Origin of the sequence: Methylocystis sp. Sn-Cys (assembly GCF_016745395.1) — a bacterium.
In the GTDB taxonomy this organism is placed as follows: domain Bacteria; phylum Pseudomonadota; class Alphaproteobacteria; order Rhizobiales; family Beijerinckiaceae; genus Methylocystis; species Methylocystis iwaonis.
Window position 1 is genome coordinate 138043 of record NZ_JAERVJ010000003.1, and the last position, 21132, is coordinate 159174.

Here is a 21132-nt window from a genome sequence, read left to right on the forward strand (position 1 = left end):
CTCGGGGGGCGGCGGCAGGAGTGGACGCCATGAAGAAGTTTGTCGTGATCTCCGCCCTTCTCGCGGCGGGCGCTTTTGCGCCGGCGCTCGCGCAGGATCAGGGAGATCCCAATCCGCCCGTCATCCCAGGGCCGCAGAAAAAACCCGCGATGAACGAGGAATCGGGCGGCGCCGGGCCGGCCGTCGTCTCGCAGGAAACCGGCGACGCTTCGGGCCCCGCAACGGCCGCCGGGTCGCATGGAGCCGGCGACACCTCGGGCCCCGCCGCGGGCACGAATGTGCAGCCGCCGACCGTGGTGCAGAAGGATAATCCGGAGGCGCAGAAACACGCGTCGCCTGCCGGCGTCGCGGGCCCGAGCGGAACGGCGGCGGGGTCGCCCGGCATCGAAGCCAAGCGCGGCACGCAGGGCGGGCGGGAATGGCTGCCGCCGGAGGAAATCCAGCGCAAGCGCCCCTCTATGTAAGGCGCGCCGCGCAGGCGATGGCGAAGGCGTATTCGAGCGCCGTATCCTCCAGCGCCTCGAAACGGCCTGACGCGCCGGCGTGGCCCGCGCCCATATGCGTATGGAGCAGCACGGGCCCGCCGCCTGTCATGGTCGCGCGCAGCTTCGCGACCCACTTCAAGGGCTCCCAATAGGTCACACGCGGATCGGTCAGCCCCGCGATGGAGAGGATCGGCGGATAGTTCTGCGCGCGAATATTGTCGTAAGGGGAGTAAGAGGCGATCCGGTCATAGACCTCGGCGTCGGCGATCGGATTGCCCCATTCGAGCCATTCGGGCGGCGTCAGCGGCAGGTCGTCGCGCAGCATGGTGTTGAGCACATCCACGAAGGGCACGCCGGCGATAACGCCCGCGAAAAGCTGCGGCGCCTCATTGACGATGGCGCCCATCAGCATCCCGCCCGCCGAGGCGCCTTGCGCGACAATGGCGCCTTCGCGCGTATAGCCGCAAGCGATGAGATGGCGGGCGCAGGCGATGAAGTCCGAGAAAGTGTTCGTCTTCTTATCGAGTTTGCCGTCTTCGTACCAGCTCCAGCCCTTATCGGTTCCACCGCGCGTATGCGCGAGCGCATAGACGAAGCCGCGATCGACGAGCGAGAGCGCATCCTCGTCGAAATCCGCCGCGAGCGAATGGCCATAGGCGCCGTAGCCGTAAAGCAGCAGCGGCGCGCCGTTTCCGCCAGGCGTGAAATCTGCGCGGTGCAGGAGCGTGACCGGGATGCTTTCGCCATCCTGCGCCGGCGCGAAGACGCGGCGCGTCACGTAATTCTTCGGATCGTGCCCGGAAGGAATTTCCTGCCGCTTGCGAAACACGCGCGTGCGCGCGCCCATGTCGTAGTCGTAGGTTTCTTCCGGCGTGGTCATGGACGCGTAGACGAAACGCAATTGCGTGGTGTCGAACTCGAGCCCGGCGTCGAGCTCCAGCGCATAGGCTTCTTCCTCGAAGGCGATGGCGTGCTCGTCATTGGTTTCGAGATCGCGCACGACAATGCGCGGCAACGAATTCTCGCGCAGCATCCACACCAGATAGCGCTTGAAGACCGTGAAGGTCACAATCATGGCGCCGGCGCGCAGGGGGACGACATCGCGCCAATTGGCGCGCTGCGGCGCGTCGAGCGGCGCGACGCAAATGCGGAAGTCATCCGCGCCGTCGGCGTTGTTGTGGATATAGAGAAGCTCGCCGTGCGGCTCGACGCCGTAGCGCAACTTCGGCTCGCGCTTGGCGACGAGTCGCGGGCGCGCCTCGGCGTCGCGCAGATCGACGAGCCAGCATTCGGAAGCGTCATGGCCGTGGATCGTGACGATGGCGAAGCGCCGGCAGCGGCTTTCGTCCAGTCCGACGAACCACGCGCTGTCCGTCTCTTCGAGTATGAGGCGGTCGCTCTTCGGATCGGCGCCGACGATATGGCGGAAGATTTGCGCCGTGCGATGGTTCTCGTCGACGCGCACATAACAAAACGCCGTCGAGTCGGCGCTCCAGACGATGGAGCCGTCAGTGTCTTCAACGACGTCGTCGCGATCCTTGCCGTCGCAGAGCGCGCGCGTGCGAATGGCGTAAAGCTCGGAGCCCTTGTCGTCGACGCTCCAGGCGAGCTGCGCATGATCGGGCGATTGGGCGGTGTCGCCGATGTCGAAGAAGTCGTGGCCCTCCGCCAGCGCCTCGCCGTCGAGCAGCACGGTCTCCGGCCCGCCGTCGCGCGGCGTGCGGCAATAGAGCGGATGTTCCGCGCCGTCGCGGAAACGGCCGTAATAGGCGTAGGGGCCGTCCTTGTCGGGGACGTCCGCGTCGTCCTCCTTGATGCGGCCGCGCATTTCCGTCACCAGTGTCTTGCGCAGCTCTTTCAACGGCGCAACGACCTTGGCGCAGTAAGCGTTCTCGGCTTTCACGAGCGCGGCGATGTCTTTTGGCAAAGTCTTCGGATCGCGCAGCACATCCCGCCAATTCTGCGCGGCGAGCCAAGTATAGCCGTCGTCCAGAACGCGATCATGGGTGGTTTTCTGAAAAGGGCGGCGTTCGGCGATCGGCGGCGTCGCGGTCAGATCGAATTGCGCCGAGCTTCTTTTCTTGATCTCGATCATATTTCCCTTGTTTTCCAACTTGCTGGCGTTGTCGAGACATTTTCTCAAAAATGTCATAATCTTGGCCCGGCCACGCTCGCGTAAGCGTGTGGTCGAGGGAGTCACGAAGCCGCGCGGGCTTCAATAACAATAAAAGAGACGTCATGTACAAGAGCATCAAGATTCTTTCCGCCGCCGGCGCCTGCGCCGCGCTGCTCGTCGTTTCGGCCCATGCCGAGACCGTTTGGAAGCCGCCGGCGGAAATCGCCCAGAAGGCTGGCGACGCTGGCGCCGCTCCGGCCGCCGCCGCCCCTGCCGCGCCCGCTCCGGCGGCTGCGCCTGCTGCGCCCGTGTCGAAGGCCGAAAAGGAAAAGAGCTGCGCCGATCAGGCTGTCGCCAAGGGCCTCAAGGGCAAGGCGAAGCGCCAGTTCAAGGCCGAATGCGTCAAGGCCTAAAAAATAGGCCGGCCGCGAGGGGCTCGCGGCCGGCGTCTCGAATGCTTGCGTGGCGCGTTGTTCAGTAGACGCGCTCGATGCAGAAATCGACCACTTCGAGCAGCGCGTCCTTCCACGGCGAGGCCGGGAAAATCTCCATGGCGTCGCGCGCGATCGCGCCGTAATGCGCGGCCCGCTCGATCGTGTCGTCGAGCGCCTTGTGCTTTTTCATCAGGCCGCAGGCGGTCTCGACGTCGCCGTCGTTGATTTCGCCCTTCTCCAGCGTGCGCCGCCAGAACTCGCGTTCTTTCTCGCTGCCGCGGCGGAAGGCGAGCACGACCGGCAAAGTGATCTTACCCTCGCGGAAATCGTCGCCGACATTCTTGCCGAGCTTGGCGGAGGAGCCGCCATAATCCAGCGCATCGTCGATGAGCTGGAAGGCGATGCCGAGATTCATGCCGTAGCTGCGCGCGGCGGCCTCATCCGCCTTGGGCTTGCCGGAGAGCATGACGCCCACCTCGGCCGCGGCGGCGAAGAGCTCCGCCGTCTTGCGGCGGATGACGCCCATATAGGCGTCCTCGGTCGTCGTCGTGTCCTTGGCGGCGTTGAGCTGCAGGATTTCACCCTCGGCGATGACGGCGGCGGCCTGGGAGACGATGCTGAGCGGCGGGATCATGCCGGGCTCGACCATCATCTTGAAGGCGTGACCGAGCAGGAAGTCGCCGACGAGCACGCAGGTCTGGTTGCCCCAGAGCATGCGCGCGGCGATCTTGCCCCGGCGCATGTCCGATTCGTCGACCACGTCGTCGTGCAGCAGCGTCGCCGTGTGCATGAACTCGATGCCGGCGGCGAATTTGAGATGCCCGTCGCCCTTATAACCGCACATATTGGCCGTCGCGAGCACCAGCATCGGCCGCAGGCGCTTGCCGCCAGCCGAAATCAAATGGTTGGCGACCTCCGGGATCGTCGTGACGTCGGAACCCATGCGCTGGATGATGAGCTGATTGGTGCGCTCGAGGTCCGGGCGGATGAGTTCGAGAAGGCTCTCGAGGCCCGCGCTTTTCTTCTCTTCGAGCGGAATAACGATACCCACGGACCCCCCTGCGGACAAAACAACCTAGCTTTGGGAATTTACGTCCTTGCGTCCTTACCGGCAAGTCGACGGCTCCCCTGCCTGCTTGCCGGCTTTTTTGGGGCGCCGCAAGCGGTTAGTCGAGCGGCTCCTCGATCTCGGCGGCCAGCGTCTGGGCCAGCCGTTCACTTTGCTCGGCAAGGCGCGAGGCGAGTTCGGAGAGGCGGCGGCCGGAGTCGGTCTCGGCGCCAGCGCATAAATCCTGGATCGCCCATTCCAAGCCACGGCAGCATATGGCTAATTGGCTCAGCCGGGCGCCGAGCTCCGCTTGCGGGACGGGACCCTGATTCTTAACATTGCCGTAGAGGCGGATCGTCATGGCAAAGACCGGTTTTGGCGAGATTAGCGGCAGAACATGCGTCGTCTTGCCACGGGGCGCGCGAGCGTAAGCTTAATCGAATGGCTAAAATTTTACCGAGCGCGTGAAGGCGCGGCCGCGCCAAAGACATAAGCCGATGGATTTCAGCGGGATGCCCGCCCGGTCGGGGGAAAGTTAAAAATACTTCATATTGTCGACGTCACGCTTGTGGACAGCGGACGCGCGTGGAACTGTCCGGACAATGAGCATTGAAGCGGCGGATGGTTTTCTCGACGGCAGGCTGCGCCTGATGCAGGGGCGCGGCCATCGCGCCGGCCATGACGCCGTGCTGCTGGCCTCCCTCACGGACGCGAATCAATCTGGGCTCATTCTCGACATTGGCGCGGGGGCGGGGGCTGTCGGGTTGATGGCCGCCACGCTCGCGCCCGCTGCGACTGTCGGCCTCGTGGAGATCGACCCCGAGAGCTGCGGGCTGGCGCAGGAGAATGTCGCGCTGAATGCGCTTTCGGGGCGCGTGTCGGTTTACTGCTGCGACGCGACCTCGGCCAAATCCCGCCGCGCGGCGGGGCTTGCGGAGGAAAAGGCGGCGCTCGTGCTCACCAACCCGCCCTTTTACGAAGCCGACCGCGTGCGGGTGACGCCCGACCCGGACAAGGCCCGCGCCCATGTCGCCGCCGTGCCGCTGGCCGAATGGGTGCGCGGCTGCCTGGCCTTGCTTGCGCCGGGCGGCGTCTTCGCCATGGTCCACCGCGCCGACGCTTTATATGAGTGCCTCGCTTCGGTTGCGGGGCGGCTCGGCGGCGTCACGGTGCAGCCGGTCTATTCCCGCCCCGGCGCGCCGGCGGTGCGGATTTTGGTGACCGGGGTGAAGGGCTCGCGGGCGCCGATGAGCGTGTTGGAAGGGCTGGTCGTGTGAGTTCAGTCGAGACGCTCGCATCGTTTGGACACACAGGAAAATCACCGCCGTCATTGCGAGGAGGCGGAGCCGACGAAGCAATCCAGGGCAGCGATGCGGCCCTGGATTGCTTCGCGTCGCTCGCAATGACGGGCTCTGGGCAAAACCAGCGCTTTTGTGGTTTTCGATTCCCGATCGCCAAGAATAAGATTCCCCATGCGAGCCAATCAAACGGAAATGGAATCAGACGCCGAGAAGCCCTTGTGGCGGGCGATGAGACCAGGCGATCTCGAAGAGGTCTGCCGGATCGCCGTTGGCGTCCATCCCGGACTGCCCGAGCGGCAGGAGGTTTTCGAAGAAAAATTCAGGCTGTTCCCCGCCGGCTGCTTTGCTCTGGAGCAGGGCGGGTCGCTCGTCGGCTACGCCATTTCCCATCCCTGGGCGCTTTTCGAGATTCCGCCGCTCGACGCTTTTCTCGAAAGATTGCCGCCCTCGCCCGACTGTCTCTATCTGCACGACGCCGCGGTGATCCCGGCCGCGCGCGGGCGCGGGGCGGCTGCGCAATTGATGGACCGGCTCGGCCTCCTCGCCAGCCGGGAGGGCGTCGGTTTTATTGCGTTGGCGTCTGTCTATGGAACGGGCCGCTTCTGGCGCGCGATGGGGTTCGCGGCTGCTTCCAGCGACAGGCTCGCCGAAAAGCTGCAGAGCTACGGGCCAAGCGCCTGCTATATGGTGAAGAAGCTCTCGCTCTGAAGCCGCCCGTCTTTACTGCACGATGCTCGCGCGGATGATGAGCTTTGTCCCTTCGCATTCCGCGTAGCCGAGCAGCCCGCTGCTCTGCGCGCCGCCGGCGGCCGGGGCGTGTCCGGTCCAGACGCAGTCCTTCTTGCCGTCGCTACGGTCGCTCAGCTTGATGGTGTAGACGCCGCCCTCGAACGAGCCCTCGACCTTGTAGGTCAGCGACTTGCCATTGTCCGTCTGCATCGAGGCGTCGCCGGTCAGTCTGTCTCCGTCCTTCTTGACGGTCCATGAGCCCTGAGCGCCCCGAACGCCGGCGATATTCTCCTCGGTGACGAGCCATGTCGTCCCGGCCGCCGATGCGGGGCCGCCGATCGCCAGCACGGCCGCGACCGTAGCAAGAACCCATTTGTTCATGATCTCCTCCCTCTTCTTTCTTTTTGTCGGCGCATTTGAAAGCCGTTCTGTCAGCAAGGCAAGCAAGGGCGCTGCGTTGGGAAGACTGGGAGGCTAGCGTCCCCCGCTGATCGAAATCCGCGCGCCCTCTCGCCGCACCATGTCGTAAAGCATCGCCGCGTGCCCTGGGGAAAGGCGCACACAGCCGTGCGAGACGGGCCGGCCCAGCGAGCGGGTCGCATAAGTGCCATGGATGGCGTAGCCGCCCGAAAAGAAGATCGAATGCGGCATGGGGGCGTTGTCATATTTGCTGGAGTAATGGAGGCGCTGCAGCGATTTCGCAGCAAAACTTCCGCGCGGCGTCCGATAGCCCCGGCGCGCGGTCGACACCGGCCAGACGTAACTGCCCGAGGACGAGACGACATACATCCGCTGGGCCGACAGATCGATATGCACGCGCACGACGGCCTGCGCCGTCCCGCCAATGGCGAGCGCCATGGGCAGCGCAAGGAGCAAGGGCCAGTAGCGCATAGGAGAACTCCGGGCGCCTGGGCGGGCGAAAGGCGGCCAATCGCTCGACCGCCCATATAATATGCATCGCTGAGCGCTGCCGTCCAATACGACAGGACGAATTAGGCCGGCGGGGCGCCCGGCTGACCGGCCGACTCCGCATCTTCCCGCGCCAGATAGCGCTCCAGCGCCGCGGGCCGGCGTCGGCGGGCCTGCGCGAGGATAGGATCGCTGTAATAGGCGCGGGGACCGCTGTTCGCTGCAAAGCCGTCAAAACCATAACGCCCGCGGGTTCTGGGTTTACTCGCGGCGAAGAGCCGCGACTCGACCTGGGAAATCGTGACGTTATCGACGACATAGGCGCCCTTGCGGTCGACATGGGCGATCTCGTCGCGCACCAGCCGGTTGAGGATGGCGACGAGATTGTCCTGCACATTTTGCGCAAGGAGCTGCAGCGCTGGGTCCTTGGGGTCGATCGTGCTCATATCGCCGCGCATGGGCCGGGCGACGCGCAAGATTGCCTTCATGGCGCGAATTTCGACGGGCTCCTCCTCGTCGTCGGTCAAATCCATGGGCGTCATGAACTGACGCCGTTCGCGCGGCTCGAAGCCGCGTTTGAAGATTTCCGACAGGAACTTCATGATGAAGAGAAAGGCGTCCTGCGCCATCGCGACGCAAATCGCCATGGTCGAATCGGGCGTGAAGCTCCAGAAGGCCTCGCGGGCGAGTTCGAATTTGTTACGCTCGGTGGAATGCGCCCGCAAATAAGCGTCGCTTTTCTTCAACAGCTCCCGCACGTCGTCTTCGGAGAGGCCCACCGCCTTGCCGGCCATGACGCAGGCGTCGACAAGGCCCTTCGCTTCGTTGAAACCATTGGCGGCGGCGGTTCTGTCGGCGGCCGGGGCGGCGCGGATCTTGGCGACGACGGCGGTCAGCTCGTCGCGCAGGCCCGTCTCCAGCCCGCATTTCTTGTCGAAGGCGGCGCGGGCGGCGATGGCCTCCTCGCGCGCTGAAAGGAGGTCCCGCGCCGCGCCTTGCGGCTCGCAGGCGAAGTCGCCGCCGACCGCCGCGGGCAGCGCATTGGACTGGCGCGCCGCGGCGAGGATCGGCTCGCAGAGCGGCTTGGCCTCATGGACGCGCGCCCATGTCGGCTCGACGCGAAGCTGGTCGCGCAGCGTCGTGAGATCGCGCAGCGTGGCGTCGAGATCGAGGCTGGCTTCCGCCTTGGGCATGGGCCGCTTGGCGGCGTCGCCGGCAAGCTCGGCCTTCTGCTTGAGCGAGATGGACTGGGCGGCCAGCGCGTCGCGTTTCTTCAGGGCGGCGGCCCGCTCGGCGGTCGGGCCGGCGAGGGTCTGGCGGATGGCGGCGATGCGGCGATTGGCTTCCTCGGCCTTGAGCCGATGGGTCCGGCAGTTCACCCCGCAGGCCGCGCCGCGATTGTCGAGGCCGTGCTCGGCGTCGACCGCAAGCTGCTCCTCCTGCCGCGCGGTGAGGCTAAGAGCGGCGATCTCTTCCTGCTTGGCCTTGATGGTGGCGTCGAGGTTCTCGACGCTTTTCTCCAGCGCGGCGATCTCGGCGCGGCCTTCGTCAAATTGGCGGCGCGCGGCGTTGGCGCTTTCGAGCTCCGCCGCCGCCTGTTGCGCGGCTTTCGCCAGCACGGCCTGCTGGGCCTCCTGGCTCTTGCGGATGGTCTCGCGTAAGGCGGGGCCGGCGGTCCGCGCCGTGTCGATCAGCGCGTCGAGCGAGTCGAGATAGGATTTGAAGGCGGGGTCGGCGACGATCTTGCCGGAGGCGGCCTCATAGGCGGCGTTGATCTCTTTCGTCGCCGGCAGGATGACGTCGGCGGCCAGCTCCATGGGTTGCAGCTCGGCGACGATCTTGCGCGAGGAGAGCTTGAAGATGTTGTTGTAATAATAAGTGAAAGAAAAAAAGGCCGAGATCGAGAAGACGAACAGAAAGACCGCCGCCGTCACGGCCGTCTTCACCACCATGCGCTCGCGGGCCATGCGGCGCCGCGCGATCAGCGCCGCGAGGTCGGCGCCGAGCGACCAGGAGGTCGAGGCGAGCATGACGAGCACCGCCGTGGTGGCGACGAAAGTGCCGGCGATCCCGACCACGTCGCCCTGCTCCTTCTGCATGATGTCGATCATGCCGGAGGAGGTCGTGTAGAAAACCCAGGCGAGGACGGGCAGGGTCACGGCCATGCCGATGCGGCCGAGGTCGATGTCCCCCGCCCAGAAGCGCTTGAGCGGCGCGAAAAGCGCGGCAAGGCGGCGCGGGGCCGGACTCACGGCGGGACGGGCGGGCGGGCTCGCGGCAGTCATTGAATAGCGCTCCTCCAATCAGCCCCGCATCATGGGCCTCGGCAATCTGGCTAGCCTGTCCCCATACCTCCCCTTTACGGGGAGGTCGGCGGCCGCCAGCTCGCTAACCGTCGCGGTTGATGCGATGGAAATGAGACCTATTTTTGCCGCTTCGCAAGCTGTCTGCTCTTTGGACCGCGCGCCTTCAGGCGCGCCGCCCAAATGCGCGCCCGAAGGCGCGCGGTCCAAGTAGCTTGCAGGCCCTTGGCTGGGCGGGTTTTCCTCCCTAGCTTTTTCGTGTTAGACGGCCGAACCGGCGCGATGGTCGCAGCAGGACGCGCGCCGGCGCCTCTTGTCTCGCGGCCCCTTGACGGTTCGCGCACCATAGCAGGAACAAGCCGTGTCCATACCTTTCCGTTACGTTGCAAAGATCGGCTCTTATCTCGTCAAGCAGCATCTTATGGGCAGGAAACGCTATCCGCTCGTTTTGATGCTGGAGCCGCTGTTTCGTTGCAACCTGGCCTGTTCCGGCTGCGGCAAGATCGACTATCCCGACCACATCCTGAACAAGCGGCTCTCGGTCGACGAATGCCTCGCCTCGGTCGACGAATGCGGCGCGCCGGTCGTCGTCATCGCGGGCGGCGAGCCGCTGCTGCACAAGGATTTGCCGCAGATCGTCGAGGGCATTGCGAAGCGCGGTAAATTCGCGATCGTCTGCACCAATGCGCTGCTGCTCGCCAAGAAAATCGACCAGTACAAGCCCTCGCCCTATTTCACCTGGTCGATCCATCTCGACGGCGACAAGGAGATGCACGACCGGGCGGTGAGCCAGGAAGGCGTCTACGAGCGCGCCGTCGAGGCGATCAAACTCGCCAAGTCCAAGGGCTTCCGCGTCACCACCAACAGCACCTTCTTCGCCGACGCCGATCCGGCCAAGGTCGCCAAGTTCCTGGACGAGGCCACGGCGCTCGGCATCGACGGCATGACGGTGTCGCCCGGCTACGCCTATGAGCGCGCGCCGGACCAGACCCACTTCCTGAACCGCCAGAAGACCAAGGAGCTGTTCCGCGACATCCTGCGTCGCGGCCGCGGCGGGCGCGCCTGGGCGTTTCAGCAGTCCGGCCTGTTCATGAACTTCCTCGCCGGCAATGAAAGCTACGCCTGCACGCCCTGGGGCAATCCGCTGCGCACGGTCTTTGGCTGGCAGCGGCCCTGCTATCTCCTCGGCGAAGGCTATGTGCCGACCTTCAAGCAGCTGATGGAAGAGACCAATTGGGACGCCTATGGCGTCGGCAACTACGAGAAATGTGCCGACTGCATGGTCCATTGCGGCTTCGAGCCGAGCGCCGTTGCCGATACGGTGAAGCGCCCGTGGAAGGCGGCGGCCGTGGCGCTCTTCGGCGTGCGCACCGAGGGACCGATGGCGGCGGACATCTCGCTCGAGAACCAGCGCCCGGCCGAATATGTCTATGACGAGAACATCGCCCGGCTCTCAGAGATCCGCGAGCATGAGGCGCGCGAGCGGTCCGAGAAGCGGTCCACAGCGGCCTAAGGAGCCGAAGGCCGCGCGGGAATCGAGGCCCGCGAGGATCAATTCGCCGATTTGACGTGGCGCGCGGAGCAGTTCGCGCGCCACAATTTTTCCGTCCACGTCGCCCTCGGGCGTCAGCGCCTTGGCGGCGAGCGGGGGCAGGGCGCGCGAGGCAGGATCGCTGATGGCGCGCAGCGCGACGAAGGGGATTTTCCAGTCGCGGGCGTATTCGGCGGCGAGATGGGACTCCATGTCGACCGCATGGGCGCGCGACGATTCGCGCAGCCACGCCTTGCTCATCGTATCCATGGCCGGTTCATCGACGCCCACGATCGCGCCCGAAACGGCCTTGCAGCCCTTGGCGGCGATGGCTTCCGCCAATGCGCCGGAGAGATGCTCATGCGTCTCGTGGCGCGCGCCATTGGAAACGACGGCGTCCGCGACGACGATATCGCCCGGGCGCAGCGCGTAATCGAGGCCGCCGGCGAGGCCGAAGCTCACAATGGCCGAGAAACGCCGCCCATGCAGGCGGTCGAGCTCGACGCGCAGGCGGGCGACGCTGGCGCCGCTGCACAGGACGACGACGCCTTCCGCCATCGCGCAGGCGGCTTCGCGCTTCATGCCGGTGACGACAAGGACGGGGCCGCGCGCTTCTGTCCGCACCGCCTCCCTGCGTCGGCTCTGAACGAGCGTCATGGCGTCTCCCTGCTTTGCAACCGCGCCTACCTCCGATGTTTCGGAAGGCGAAGTCAACGGTAAACAGGGACGCAGGCGGGGGTTGCCCCCTCCCCAACCCTCCCCCGCTCTCGCGGGAGAGGGGGCTGAGCGTGGCCTTCATCAAGAACGCTGATCGCAAGGCGGGGGAAGCGATCGACAGTGCTGGCCGCATCGTTCCCTCCCCCTTGCGGGGAGGGGTAGGGGTGGGGGTCGACAATTTTGGGCGTGATCCCGGCCGGGCCCCACCCGACCCCGCTATCGCCGGGCCACCCTCCCCGTAAAGGGGAGGGATGGTGCGCACCGAAATTGTCGATCGGCGGAAAGGCCCTACAGCCCCACCTGCACCAGCTTGCTGTTCGTCTGCAGCAGGTTGCGGTAACGCGCCAGGGCCCAGAGCGGGAAGAATTTCCGATAGCCGTGGTAGCGCAGGTAGAAGACCCGTGGGAAGCCGGTCGCCGTGAAGCGCGGCTCGTTCCAGAGTCCATCCTGCGCCTGCGTCGCCTGCAGATAGGCGACGCCGCGCGCGACCGCCGGATGGTCGACCTCGCCCGCCGCCATCAGGCCGAGCAGGGCCCAGGCTGTCTGGGAAGAGGTCGAGGGCGCGGGCTCATAGCCCTTGTAGTCGAGCTTGTAGCTCGAAAGATCCTCGCCCCAGCCGCCGTCCGCGTTCTGGATCGAGACGAGCCAGTCCACCGCGCGGCGATAGGATTCGTGCGCATGCGGCAGGCCGACGGCGTTGAGCGCGCAGAGCGCCGACCAGGCGCCGTAAATGTAATTGGCGCCCCAGCGGCCGAACCAGGAGCCGTCCTTCTCCTGCTCCTTCAAGAGATACTCCACGCCGCGCCGCACGCATTCGCTCGATTCAACCGTGTCGCCGAGCTGCGCCAGCATCGAGATGCAGCGCGCCGAGACGTCCACCGTCGGCGGATCGAGCAGCGCGCCATGATCGGCGAAGGGGATGTGGTTCAGATAGTGATAGACATTGTCGGCGTCGAAGGCGCCCCAGCCGCCGTTCTTCGACTGCATGCCGATCACCCATTCCTTGGCGCGGGCGATGCGCTCGGCATAGGGCTTTTTCTCTTCGGCGCTGGTGAGACGGTCCATGGCGGTCGCGACGACGGCGGTGTCGTCGACGTCCGGATAATGCGCATTGGCGTATTGGAAGGCCCAGCCGCCGGGCCGCAAATCGGGCCGCTGAACCGCCCAGTCGCCCTTCACGTCCAGCACCTGCAGCGGCGCGAGCCAGTCGCAGGCGGCTCGCGCCTTTTCGCGCGCGTCGGCGTCGCCGGTCTCGAGCAGCGCATGCGCCACGAGCGAGGTGTCCCACACTGGCGAGACGCAGGGCTGGCAATAGGCTTCGGTCTCATTGACGACGAGCAGCCGCTCGATCGACTCGCGCGCGTCCTTGACGCGCTGGTCGGTCTGCGGGATGCCGAGCACGTCATACATCAGCAGGCTGTTGACCATCGCCGGGAAGATTGCGCCGAGGCCATCGACGCCGTTCAGGCGCTCGGTCGTCCAGCGTTCGGCGAGCTGAACGGAGTAGTGGCGCGAGCGCTTCGGCATATGCGGCTCGAGCAGGCGCAGCAGCTTGTCGATCTCGCCGAAAATATGCGCCCAGGGCCAGGTCTGATGCTCGCCCTTCGGCCAGACTTTCACCTCTTCCGGCGGCGTCGTGAAGAGCTCCTGGATATGAATGTCCTTCGGGTTCTTCGCGCACGGCTTATAGGTCATCAGCACGAGGAGCGGCACGAGAACGGTGCGGCCCCAATAGGAAATCTTGTCGAGATGGAAGGGGAACCAGCTCGGCAGCAGCATGATCTCGACCGGCATCACCGGCACGCCGCGCCACGGGATCTGGCCGTAGAGCGCGAGCAGCGAGCGGGTGAAGACATTGGAGGTCGCCGCGCCGCCATGAGCGAGGATCGCCGCGCGGGCGCGCGCCATGTGCGGGGCGTCGATGTCGTCGCCGATCATTTTGAGCGCGAAATAGGCCTTTACGCTCGCCGAGATGTTGAAGGCGCCGTCCTGGAACAGCGGCCAGCCGCCGTGATCGCCCTGCATGCGGCGCAGATAGGCCGCGATCTTGCGCTCCAGCTCGGCGTCGACCGGCTCGGCGCGGAAATGGCGCATCAGCACATATTCGGCGGGGATGGTGGTGTCGGCCTCCAGCTCGAAGCACCAATGGCCGTCCGCCTTGCCGAGGTCCAGAAGCGCGTGTTTGGCGCTTTGGATGCTCGCTTCGAGCGCATCTGCGGTCGAGGCGTCACTGGCGCGAAGGGCTGCGGTCATGGTTTGTCCTTTTTGCTCAATTTCATAGCGCTATGCGATGCGAAGCGTGGCGGTCTCCGCCGCGCCGCCCTCGCCGTGCGGCGTGACGACGATCTCGACGTCCTGGCCCAGCGCGACGAGGAAGCGCAGGAGCCGCTCCAGGGAAAACTGCCGGAAGTCGCCGCGCAGCATCTTGGAGACGTCGGGCTGCCTGACGCCGAAAAGCCGCGCCGCCTCGACCTGTTTGAGACCGCGCGCCTTCAGGAGCGCCTCGATCTTATGGACCAACTGCGCCTTGAGGATGTGATCCTCCGCATGTCGCGGCGTCGGCTGGCTTTCACTCATCTTATCAAGCCTGTTCGAGCCTGTTCTTCCGCTCGGCTCGCGAGCGTGGTTCAACTATAGTGATTTAACCATATGGTCAAGGCTGGGCCCAGCAGATTGGACCGCGCGCCTTCAGGCGCGCTCAGCGGCGATAAACCTCCGAGGCGGCCTCGTCCTTCGAGACGCGAGCGTCGCTCGCTCCTCAGGATGAGGCCTAAGTGTTTGGCGCAGATGCAAAAGCCCCTCATGCTGAGGAGCCTGCGCAGCAGGCGTCTCGAAGCACGAGGGGCGTCGGCGGCGCTTTGTCAGCGGTCTGCGCGCGCCGCCAGAATGCGCGCCTGAAGGCGCGCGGTCCAAGCGGATGGCGCATCGCTTGCTACCCGAAATTCGAACTCGCCTCTTTCGACCCGAGGCGCTCGACATTGTTCGAAAGGGGCAGACCCATGGACGAGCTTTTTGTGATTTGTCGAACAGTCGAGATCGACGACGCGCAGGCCCACGGCTTCGTGCTGATGAAGGCGGAAGAGAGCGGCGAGACCTCGCCCTGGCCGATCATCGTCACGCGCAAGGGCAACAACTTCTACGGTTTCGAAAATGTGTGCCCGCACGAGGGGCTGCGGCTCGACTCCCAGCCGGGCCAGTTCATGGACGAGGAAGGCAATTTCCTCGAATGCGGCCGGCATCACGCGCAATTCGACATCGACACGGGCGAATGTTTCATCGGTCCCTGCCAGGGGCGGCGTCTCGCTCCCGTCAAGCTCGTCATCGACGACGGCGACGTCTGCGTGACCGGCGTGATGCTTGCAGACGAATGAGAAAGGGGACGCTTTCATGACGGATATGGCCGAGCTGCAAAGGCGTAAGAAGCTCATCAATCTTGCGATTGTCTATGTCGATCCCGACGCTTTCATCGCCAATTATGTCCCCTGGCTGGAGATCACGACCTTCATCACGGCGCTGCGCGCGGGCGACGTTCAAGCCCCGGCCGATGGCGTGACGCCGACCCTCACGCCGCAGCAGATGAAGGGCGGCGTCGCGGCCAACTATGGCAACGACGCCGTCTTCGCCTTTTGCATGACCGCCGCGCTGAAAGGCGACAAGGCCGCGGTGGACAAGGTCGAGACCGCGCTGGCTGAAAGTCTGGGCAAGGATTTTCCGGGTTCGGTGGCGTTTTGGGGCTTCCGCGCCGCGAACGACTCGCCGATGAGCCTCGAAGATCACGTCGGCGCCGCGGCGTATAAGATGCTCGGCGGCGATATTCCGCCGCCGCCGATGCGCGCGCGGGAGAATTGGAATGCGGGGTTGCGCTTCTTCGAAAAGGCGCGGCAATCCAATTTCGTGCAGGAAATCATGTTTCCGCTTGCCGTGTGGACGCGCGCCAAGTGGAGCGAGACGCTGGAGAAAGGCGTCTCCTTCCTTGCGCATATCGAAGACAGCGTTCCGGTGCTGCAGGAAGCGCTCGCCGAGACGCGCAACGATCAGGCCTTTATCGCCAACATGCTGCTGAAAATGGCGCCGGCGATCGAGCAGGATTTGAGCGACGATATGCAAGGGTTTTTGAGATCGCTGGCGCGTCGCGCGTAGCGAGACAACGCTCATACCCTTTCCGTTTGAATGGCTCGCATCGGGAGATGTCATTCCCGGCGGGCTGAGAGCCCGACCGGGAATCCAGAGCGACAAAAGCGCTGGTTGCTCTGGATTCCCGATCGCTCGCTCAAGCGAGCGTCGGGAATGACACGGAACCAATCAAGCGGATCCAGTATCACTTGGGCTGCATCTTTACAGCGCGCGAGGCGTTGCTCCGCGCTCGGATTGCTGAGAGAGTGACGTTGACGCCCCTCGTGCTTCGAGACGCCTGCTGCGCAGGCTCCTCAGCATGAGGGGCTTCTAAAACACTTAGGCCTCATCCTGAGGAGCGAGCGAAGCTCGCGTCTCGAAGGACGAGGCCGCCTCGGAGGTTTGTTGATAAACTACGCGCGGCGCCTGGCTCCGCGCTTTTTTGTTTCTATGGGAATTAAAAATGACGAACGCTTCCTGCCCTTTTTGCGATCGAGCTTCATTGTCTGTCCTTTGCGAGAATGATCTCGCTTTCGCCATGCACGACAAATATCCAGTCCGCCCGCTCCACAGTCTGATTCTGCCGAAGCGACACGCTTTCGATGTTTTCGATACGACGCTGGACGAGCGCGAATGCATGCATCGTCTGGCGGAGGCGCTGCGTGGCGACATCATGCGCGCCGACCCCAGTGTGGGGGGCTTCAATTTCGGCTCGAATATCGGCGCGGCGGCGGGGCAGAAAATTTTTCACGCCCATCTGCATCTCATTCCGCGCAGAGCCGGCGATACGCCGCCGCCGCCCGCACGCCAAGGCTGAACGCGGAAGCGAGCGGCGAAGATCACGCCTGCTTCTCTGGCGCCAGGCTTGGCGTTCCGGACTGTCATCGCCATAATGCCTCCAGGGAGGCCGGCAGAAATGACAGAAGCCGCAACAGGCGAGGCGCCCGCGACGGCGGCGGTTCTCATCATTGGCGACGAGATCCTGTCCGGCCGCACGCAGGACGTCAACACGCGCTACATCGCCAATTATCTGGCGCAGATCGGCGTCGATCTGCGCGAAGCGCGCGTCGTGCCGGACAACGAGGCGGAGATCGTCGCGGCGCTCAACGCCCTGCGCGCGCGGCATAGTTACGTCTTCACCACGGGCGGCATCGGCCCAACCCACGACGACATCACCGCCGACGCCGTGGCGAAAGCCTTTGGCGTCGAGGTTGTGGAAGACCCGGACGCCATCGCCTTGCTGAGCGAGCGCTTCACCGAGCAAGAGCTCAACTCCGCCCGCCGCCGCATGGCGCGGGTGCCTAAGGGAGCGGCGCTGGTGCGCAACGCGGCCTCCAAGGCGCCGGGCTTCTGGATCGACAATGTCATCGTCATGGCGGGCGTGCCGGTTATCATGCAATCGATGATGGATACGGTCGGGCCGCTGCTCAGGTCCGGCCCGCCCATCCAGGTTGAAACCATCGAAGCGGGCGCGATCCCGGAAGGGACTTACGCATTGAAGCTCGAGGCAATCGCGCTGGCGCATGAGGGGGTGAGCATCGGCTCCTATCCCCGTTTCTCCAGCGCCGGCATCAGAAACCAGATCGTGCTGCGCAGCCGCGACGCCGCCAGTCTCGACCTTGCCACGCGCGCCGTCCGCGCCATGCTCGTAGAACTCGCGCCATGAGCCCGGAAAAGATGATTCAAATGCAGGATGGAGCGGAAAAAATCTTTCCCGTCTCCTGGGACATGTTCCACCGGGACGTGCGGGCGCTCGCCTGGCGGCTCGCGGCGATCGGCGGCTTCTCGGCGATCGTCGCGGTGACCCGCGGCGGGCTGGTGCCGGCCGGCATCATCGCGCGCGAATTGGGGATTCGCGTCATCGAGACGATTTGCGTCGCCAGTTATCACGAGGAAACCGAACGCGAAGCGCTCGAGGTTTTGAAGCCGCTCACGCAAACCATTCTGTCGCGCCCGAGCGAGGAGGTGCTGGTCATCGACGATCTCGTCGACACCGGGGCGACCGCCAAGGCCGTGCGCGAAATGTTGCCAAAAGCGCATTTCGCCACCGTCTACGCCAAGCCGCAGGGCCTGCCGATGGTGGACACTTTCGTCACCGAAGTCTCGCAGGACACATGGATTTATTTCCCCTGGGACACGGGGCTCTCCTTTCAGGCGCCGATCCACAAGCCGGCGCGGGGGCGGTGAGACTAAAATGAGGCTTGGCGCCGTCGCCGGAGCCGCCCTATAACGCGCCTGACGTTCCAGATCGCGGGCGTGGCGAAACTGGTAGACGCAACGGACTTGAAGAAATTTGAGTGCTCCACCCGGGAAACCGACGGAGTAGAACCGCTCAAAGTCGGGGAACCCTCGAAAGTGGCGATCCCGAGCCAAGCCCGCCCTTTGGGCGGGAAGGTGTAGAGACTAGACGGGCGGCGCCTAAGGCGCGAAACGCGCTACGGCGAAGGGATAGTCCAGACCCCAAACCCGCGCATGCGGGGCGGCGAAAGCCGTAGCGGGTATGAAAATCCGTAGGGCCGCAAGGCCTGTGCCGGTTCGATTCCGGCCGCCCGCACCAGAAACTTATCCACAGGCGGAGTGGTTTGATTCAATTGAAAATTAGCGGGCAGGACTGTTGAAGCTCCGGTCTTGTCTAAACTTCGTCAATCGGGGCAGGGCTGCCTCGAAATCTAGAGCAAATCGGGGGATGCGGTTTTGATGGTTATCCTGCGGTTGGGCTACACACATAATACCATTTTCGTTTGAATAGCTCGCATGGGCACGTGTCATTCCCGGCGGACTGAAAGCCCAACAGGGAATCCAGAGCCACAAAAAGCGCCGGTTTTGCGTTGGACCCCAATCACTCGCTTTGTGAGCGTCGGGAATGACTGCGAACCAATCAAGCGGATCTCGTATAAGTTATAAAAGCTGCTGTCGACTTATGCTAGCATTTCAATAAGGGATTTGGACAATGACCGACCCCAGCGACAAAACGTCCGCAAACGAAAGCAATACAGCGAAACTAGGGTTTCATTTCTACTTAATGCTCGGAATCCCCACATATCTTCTGCTAGTGGTATTGCCATTCTGGGACGATGTCGGGCGTTGGCCGCCCCTGCTGCAGATCAACGAAATTTTCGCCCCGAAGGTCGCCGCGAGCGACTATCCATTACGTAGAGTCTTAACTGGGGCCGTATTTTTGAATTACGTGGAAATAATCGCGATCTTCATGATGATGGTGTTTTCACGGTCCTTACGAAAGGGCTTATTCGAGACATATGACGTGTTTAAATTTCGGCTGGCAGGGTGGGGCTTATCGATATTTTTTGTATCATCTGCCGCCTTCACGTGGGTTTCATTCTTCGTGACGGATGATTTCCTTTCAGGTTCCGGCAGAAGCGCTTTGGGCAGACTTGTGCTTTTTATTCCCGTATTCATAGGTCTTGGAGAATGCTTCGCCTTAATGATGATCGGAGGCTTGTCACGAGATGCCTGGCGCAAACTTCGTTCAATTTTGAAACTCGCGCCCACGACCTTGAACCCAAATTGAACGCATGGCGAAAATGCGTTCAAAGCAAAGGGGATAGAATCTGCGCTGCGCCGAGGGTTTGGTGACCATCCCTCCAATAGGCTGCTGGAGCTGTCGGTTGGACATGCAGCTATTGCACAGTAAAAATCTAACGTAAAAACATTAGCTCGTGGGAATATGCTGTTTCCCGCCGCCGGCGCCAACCCCTCTGCTCGGCGAACGCGCCGCCCGTCTAGCGCCCAAGGAAGCCGTCGCGTCGGCCGAGCGCGGCCCGAGCAATTTCCCGTCGGCTGTCCAATCCAGTTAAGCCATTGCAAAGGAAAGGGATTTACATAGTCAAGCTAGTCGCTGTGCTTACGCCTATCGGGAGCGGGGGTTATGAATCGCGCGAAACGCTGCATCTCACACTTGGCTGGACTCTTCCGGCGCTCACGCTCGGGCTCCGTTGCGATGATCTTCGCGCTCGCGGCCGTGCCGGTCATGGCGTCGATCGGCGCCGCCTTGGACCTCGCCTCTGCGTCCATGATGAAGTCGCGTTTGCAGCACGCGGTCGACGAGGCGGCGCTCGTCGCGGCCAGAAACGCGAGCCTCACCCAGGCGGCGCGCCAGCAACTGGCTCAGTCGTCCGTCATCACGAATATGGGCTCGGCGGCGAGCGGCTTGAGTTTGACCGTCTCTGAAACAGAGCCGTCCGCTGGCCTCTATCAGGTGAACGGCGCTCTCGTCGTCCCGACGACGGTCATGAGAATTGTGAATATCAATTCGACCACGGTCAGCGCGAAGGCCGCCGCGAGCCTCGGGACAGCGGGGGCGGCGAGCTCGAACAGCGTTTGCCTCTTGGCGCTCAGCACGACCGCGAGCCCTGGATTGCTCGCCAATTCCAGTGTCGTCATCGATGCGCCGACCTGCGAGATCGACGTCGCCTCCAAGGGCTGGCCTGCGGCGACCTTCAACGGCGGCGACAGCTTCTCCGTTTCCAAGCTCTGCGTCGCGGGCACGCAAATCCTCAACAACGCCGGATCGATCCCGGCGCTCAGCACGGGGTGCCCGGTCGTCTCCGATCCCTTTGCGGGCAAGCTGCCGGCGGTCTCCGTCGGGGCCTGCACCGTCAGCAATCAGAATTACTCGGGCAATGTGACGCTCAACCCCGGGGTCTATTGCGGCGGATTCAATTTCAACGGCAGCGGGACGGTCACCTTCAATCCCGGTCTCTATGTGTTAAAGGGCGTCGGCTGGAACATGAACAGCGGCTGGACGATGAACGGCAATGGGGTGACCTTCTATTTCGCCGATTCGTCCTACATGCAGATCAACAGCGGCGTAACGGCGAATCTGACCGCCCCGACCTCCGGAACCTACGCGAATATCCTGATGTACGAGCCCGTCGGCCTGGCGCAGTCAGGGTTCACCATCAACGGACAGGCGGGCCACAGCTTCCAGGGGCTCATTTACCTGCCGAGCCGAAACATCACCTTCAACAGCATGTCCAACGTCACCTCGGACGCCCTGACGATCGTGGTCAACTCGGTCATTTTGAACACGCTGAACTGGAGCTTCAAGAGCTCCGCCTATTCGATTGCCGGCGCAGGCGGCTCTACGGGCGGCGCCGTGCCGCGGCTCGTGAATTGACGCCGGTCTGAAGGCCAACAGAGGAAATCGCCGCCGTCATTGCGAGGAGGCGGAGCCGACAAAGCAATCCAGGGCCGCATCGCCGCCCTGGATTGCTTCGCTTCGCTCGCAATGACGGGCATGGGATGACAAGGCCCCAAATGCGCGCTGCTCAAAACGGAAGGGGAATGTGGCTTCGATCGTGACGCCAAAAAATATTTTGCAAAGATAATCGCGCGCGCCATTCAGCTTATATCGCGTAACCTTCTGTTTACGATGCTCGTTTCCATCGCGGTAAGCTTAACGGCGCACCTTCGCGGGGCCTTTTGG

General features: G+C 63.8%; 21 protein-coding genes. 12 read left to right on the forward strand and 9 right to left on the reverse strand.

The genetic code is table 11. The annotated features are described in order from the left end of the window. The first annotated feature begins 29 nt into the window (after window positions 1-29). On the forward strand, window positions 30-464 hold the full coding sequence (locus JJT62_RS07780) for a hypothetical protein (protein WP_202072150.1): 435 nt from the start codon (window positions 30-32) through the stop codon (window positions 462-464). On the opposite strand, the gene JJT62_RS07785 is transcribed toward JJT62_RS07780, so the two are convergent. Continuing rightward, the gene (locus JJT62_RS07785) at window positions 457-2580 is read right to left on the reverse strand and encodes a S9 family peptidase (protein WP_202072460.1); all 2124 of its coding nucleotides are present in this window, start codon (window positions 2578-2580) and stop codon (window positions 457-459) included. The two genes, JJT62_RS07780 and JJT62_RS07785, sit on opposite strands and share 8 nt — an antisense overlap. A gap of 143 nt (window positions 2581-2723) precedes the next feature. On the opposite strand from JJT62_RS07785, the gene JJT62_RS07790 reads away from it, so the two are divergent. Further along, window positions 2724-3014 carry a PsiF family protein gene (locus tag JJT62_RS07790; protein WP_202072151.1) on the forward strand — a complete coding sequence of 97 codons (291 nt, stop codon included), beginning with the start codon at window positions 2724-2726 and terminating at the stop codon, window positions 3012-3014. 61 nt (window positions 3015-3075) lie between these two features. Here JJT62_RS07790 and JJT62_RS07795 read toward each other — a convergent pair whose 3' ends face one another. Both JJT62_RS07795 and JJT62_RS07800 read right to left on the reverse strand, forming a co-directional pair. Further along, entirely contained in the window at window positions 3076-4086 is a 1011-nt protein-coding gene (locus JJT62_RS07795; RefSeq protein WP_202072152.1) for a polyprenyl synthetase family protein, read from the reverse strand. Window positions 4087-4201: 115 nt separating this feature from the next. Next, complete coding sequence (locus JJT62_RS07800; protein ID WP_202072153.1) at window positions 4202-4444, reverse strand: hypothetical protein; 243 nt, start codon at window positions 4442-4444, stop codon at window positions 4202-4204. Between the two features lie 241 nt (window positions 4445-4685). Between JJT62_RS07800 and JJT62_RS07805 the strand changes: the two genes are divergently transcribed. Both JJT62_RS07805 and JJT62_RS07810 read left to right on the forward strand, forming a co-directional pair. Then, window positions 4686-5360 carry a tRNA1(Val) (adenine(37)-N6)-methyltransferase gene (locus JJT62_RS07805; RefSeq protein ID WP_202072154.1) on the forward strand — a complete coding sequence of 225 codons (675 nt, stop codon included), beginning with the start codon at window positions 4686-4688 and terminating at the stop codon, window positions 5358-5360. A gap of 216 nt (window positions 5361-5576) precedes the next feature. Further along, window positions 5577-6092: a GNAT family N-acetyltransferase gene (locus tag JJT62_RS07810; RefSeq protein WP_210340603.1), complete on the forward strand. Its 516-nt coding sequence runs from the start codon at window positions 5577-5579 to the stop codon at window positions 6090-6092. Window positions 6093-6104: 12 nt separating this feature from the next. Here the strand turns inward: JJT62_RS07810 and JJT62_RS07815 are convergent, their stop codons facing one another. From JJT62_RS07815 to JJT62_RS07825, 3 genes are all read right to left on the reverse strand, one after another. Then, window positions 6105-6494 carry a hypothetical protein gene (locus JJT62_RS07815; RefSeq protein ID WP_202072156.1) on the reverse strand — a complete coding sequence of 130 codons (390 nt, stop codon included), beginning with the start codon at window positions 6492-6494 and terminating at the stop codon, window positions 6105-6107. 93 nt (window positions 6495-6587) lie between these two features. Next, window positions 6588-7004, reverse strand: coding sequence for a L,D-transpeptidase (locus JJT62_RS07820; protein ID WP_246744774.1), 417 nt, complete (start codon window positions 7002-7004; stop codon window positions 6588-6590). A 101-nt stretch (window positions 7005-7105) separates the two neighbouring features. Next, window positions 7106-9307 (reverse strand): hypothetical protein, encoded by a 2202-nt coding sequence (locus tag JJT62_RS07825; protein WP_202072157.1) that lies wholly within the window; start codon window positions 9305-9307, stop codon window positions 7106-7108. Between the two features lie 379 nt (window positions 9308-9686). On the opposite strand from JJT62_RS07825, the gene hpnH reads away from it, so the two are divergent. Next, the gene (hpnH, locus tag JJT62_RS07830) at window positions 9687-10838 is read left to right on the forward strand and encodes an adenosyl-hopene transferase HpnH (RefSeq protein ID WP_202072158.1); all 1152 of its coding nucleotides are present in this window, start codon (window positions 9687-9689) and stop codon (window positions 10836-10838) included. Here hpnH and JJT62_RS07835 read toward each other — a convergent pair. From JJT62_RS07835 to JJT62_RS07845, 3 genes are all read right to left on the reverse strand, one after another. Beyond that, a complete protein-coding gene (locus JJT62_RS07835; RefSeq protein WP_202072159.1) occupies window positions 10779-11513 on the reverse strand; it encodes a phosphorylase in 735 nt (244 codons plus the stop codon). The two genes, hpnH and JJT62_RS07835, sit on opposite strands and share 60 nt — an antisense overlap. Before the next feature lie 348 nt (window positions 11514-11861). Then, window positions 11862-13826 (reverse strand): squalene--hopene cyclase, encoded by a 1965-nt coding sequence (gene shc, locus JJT62_RS07840; RefSeq protein ID WP_202072160.1) that lies wholly within the window; start codon window positions 13824-13826, stop codon window positions 11862-11864. Window positions 13827-13856: 30 nt separating this feature from the next. Further along, window positions 13857-14150 (reverse strand): helix-turn-helix domain-containing protein, encoded by a 294-nt coding sequence (locus tag JJT62_RS07845; RefSeq protein WP_202072161.1) that lies wholly within the window; start codon window positions 14148-14150, stop codon window positions 13857-13859. 422 nt (window positions 14151-14572) lie between these two features. Here JJT62_RS07845 and JJT62_RS07850 point away from each other — a divergent pair, with 422 nt between their 5' ends. From JJT62_RS07850 to JJT62_RS07880, 7 genes are all read left to right on the forward strand, one after another. After that, entirely contained in the window at window positions 14573-14944 is a 372-nt protein-coding gene (locus JJT62_RS07850) for a Rieske (2Fe-2S) protein (protein ID WP_202072162.1), read from the forward strand. 16 nt (window positions 14945-14960) lie between these two features. After that, window positions 14961-15713, forward strand: a complete 753-nt coding sequence (locus JJT62_RS07855; RefSeq protein WP_202072163.1) for a hypothetical protein — start codon at window positions 14961-14963, stop codon at window positions 15711-15713. 475 nt (window positions 15714-16188) lie between these two features. Next, a complete protein-coding gene (locus JJT62_RS07860; protein WP_246744775.1) occupies window positions 16189-16503 on the forward strand; it encodes an HIT family protein in 315 nt (104 codons plus the stop codon). A 99-nt stretch (window positions 16504-16602) separates the two neighbouring features. Then, window positions 16603-17352, forward strand: coding sequence for a molybdopterin-binding protein (locus JJT62_RS07865; protein ID WP_202072165.1), 750 nt, complete (start codon window positions 16603-16605; stop codon window positions 17350-17352). Between the two features lie 20 nt (window positions 17353-17372). Continuing rightward, a complete protein-coding gene (gene gpt / locus JJT62_RS07870) occupies window positions 17373-17873 on the forward strand; it encodes a xanthine phosphoribosyltransferase (RefSeq protein ID WP_202072166.1) in 501 nt (166 codons plus the stop codon). Between the two features lie 763 nt (window positions 17874-18636). Next, complete coding sequence (locus tag JJT62_RS07875) at window positions 18637-19215, forward strand: hypothetical protein (RefSeq protein ID WP_202072167.1); 579 nt, start codon at window positions 18637-18639, stop codon at window positions 19213-19215. A gap of 357 nt (window positions 19216-19572) precedes the next feature. After that, the gene (locus tag JJT62_RS07880; RefSeq protein WP_202072168.1) at window positions 19573-20823 is read left to right on the forward strand and encodes a TadE/TadG family type IV pilus assembly protein; all 1251 of its coding nucleotides are present in this window, start codon (window positions 19573-19575) and stop codon (window positions 20821-20823) included. Window positions 20824-21132: the final 309 nt, after the last annotated feature.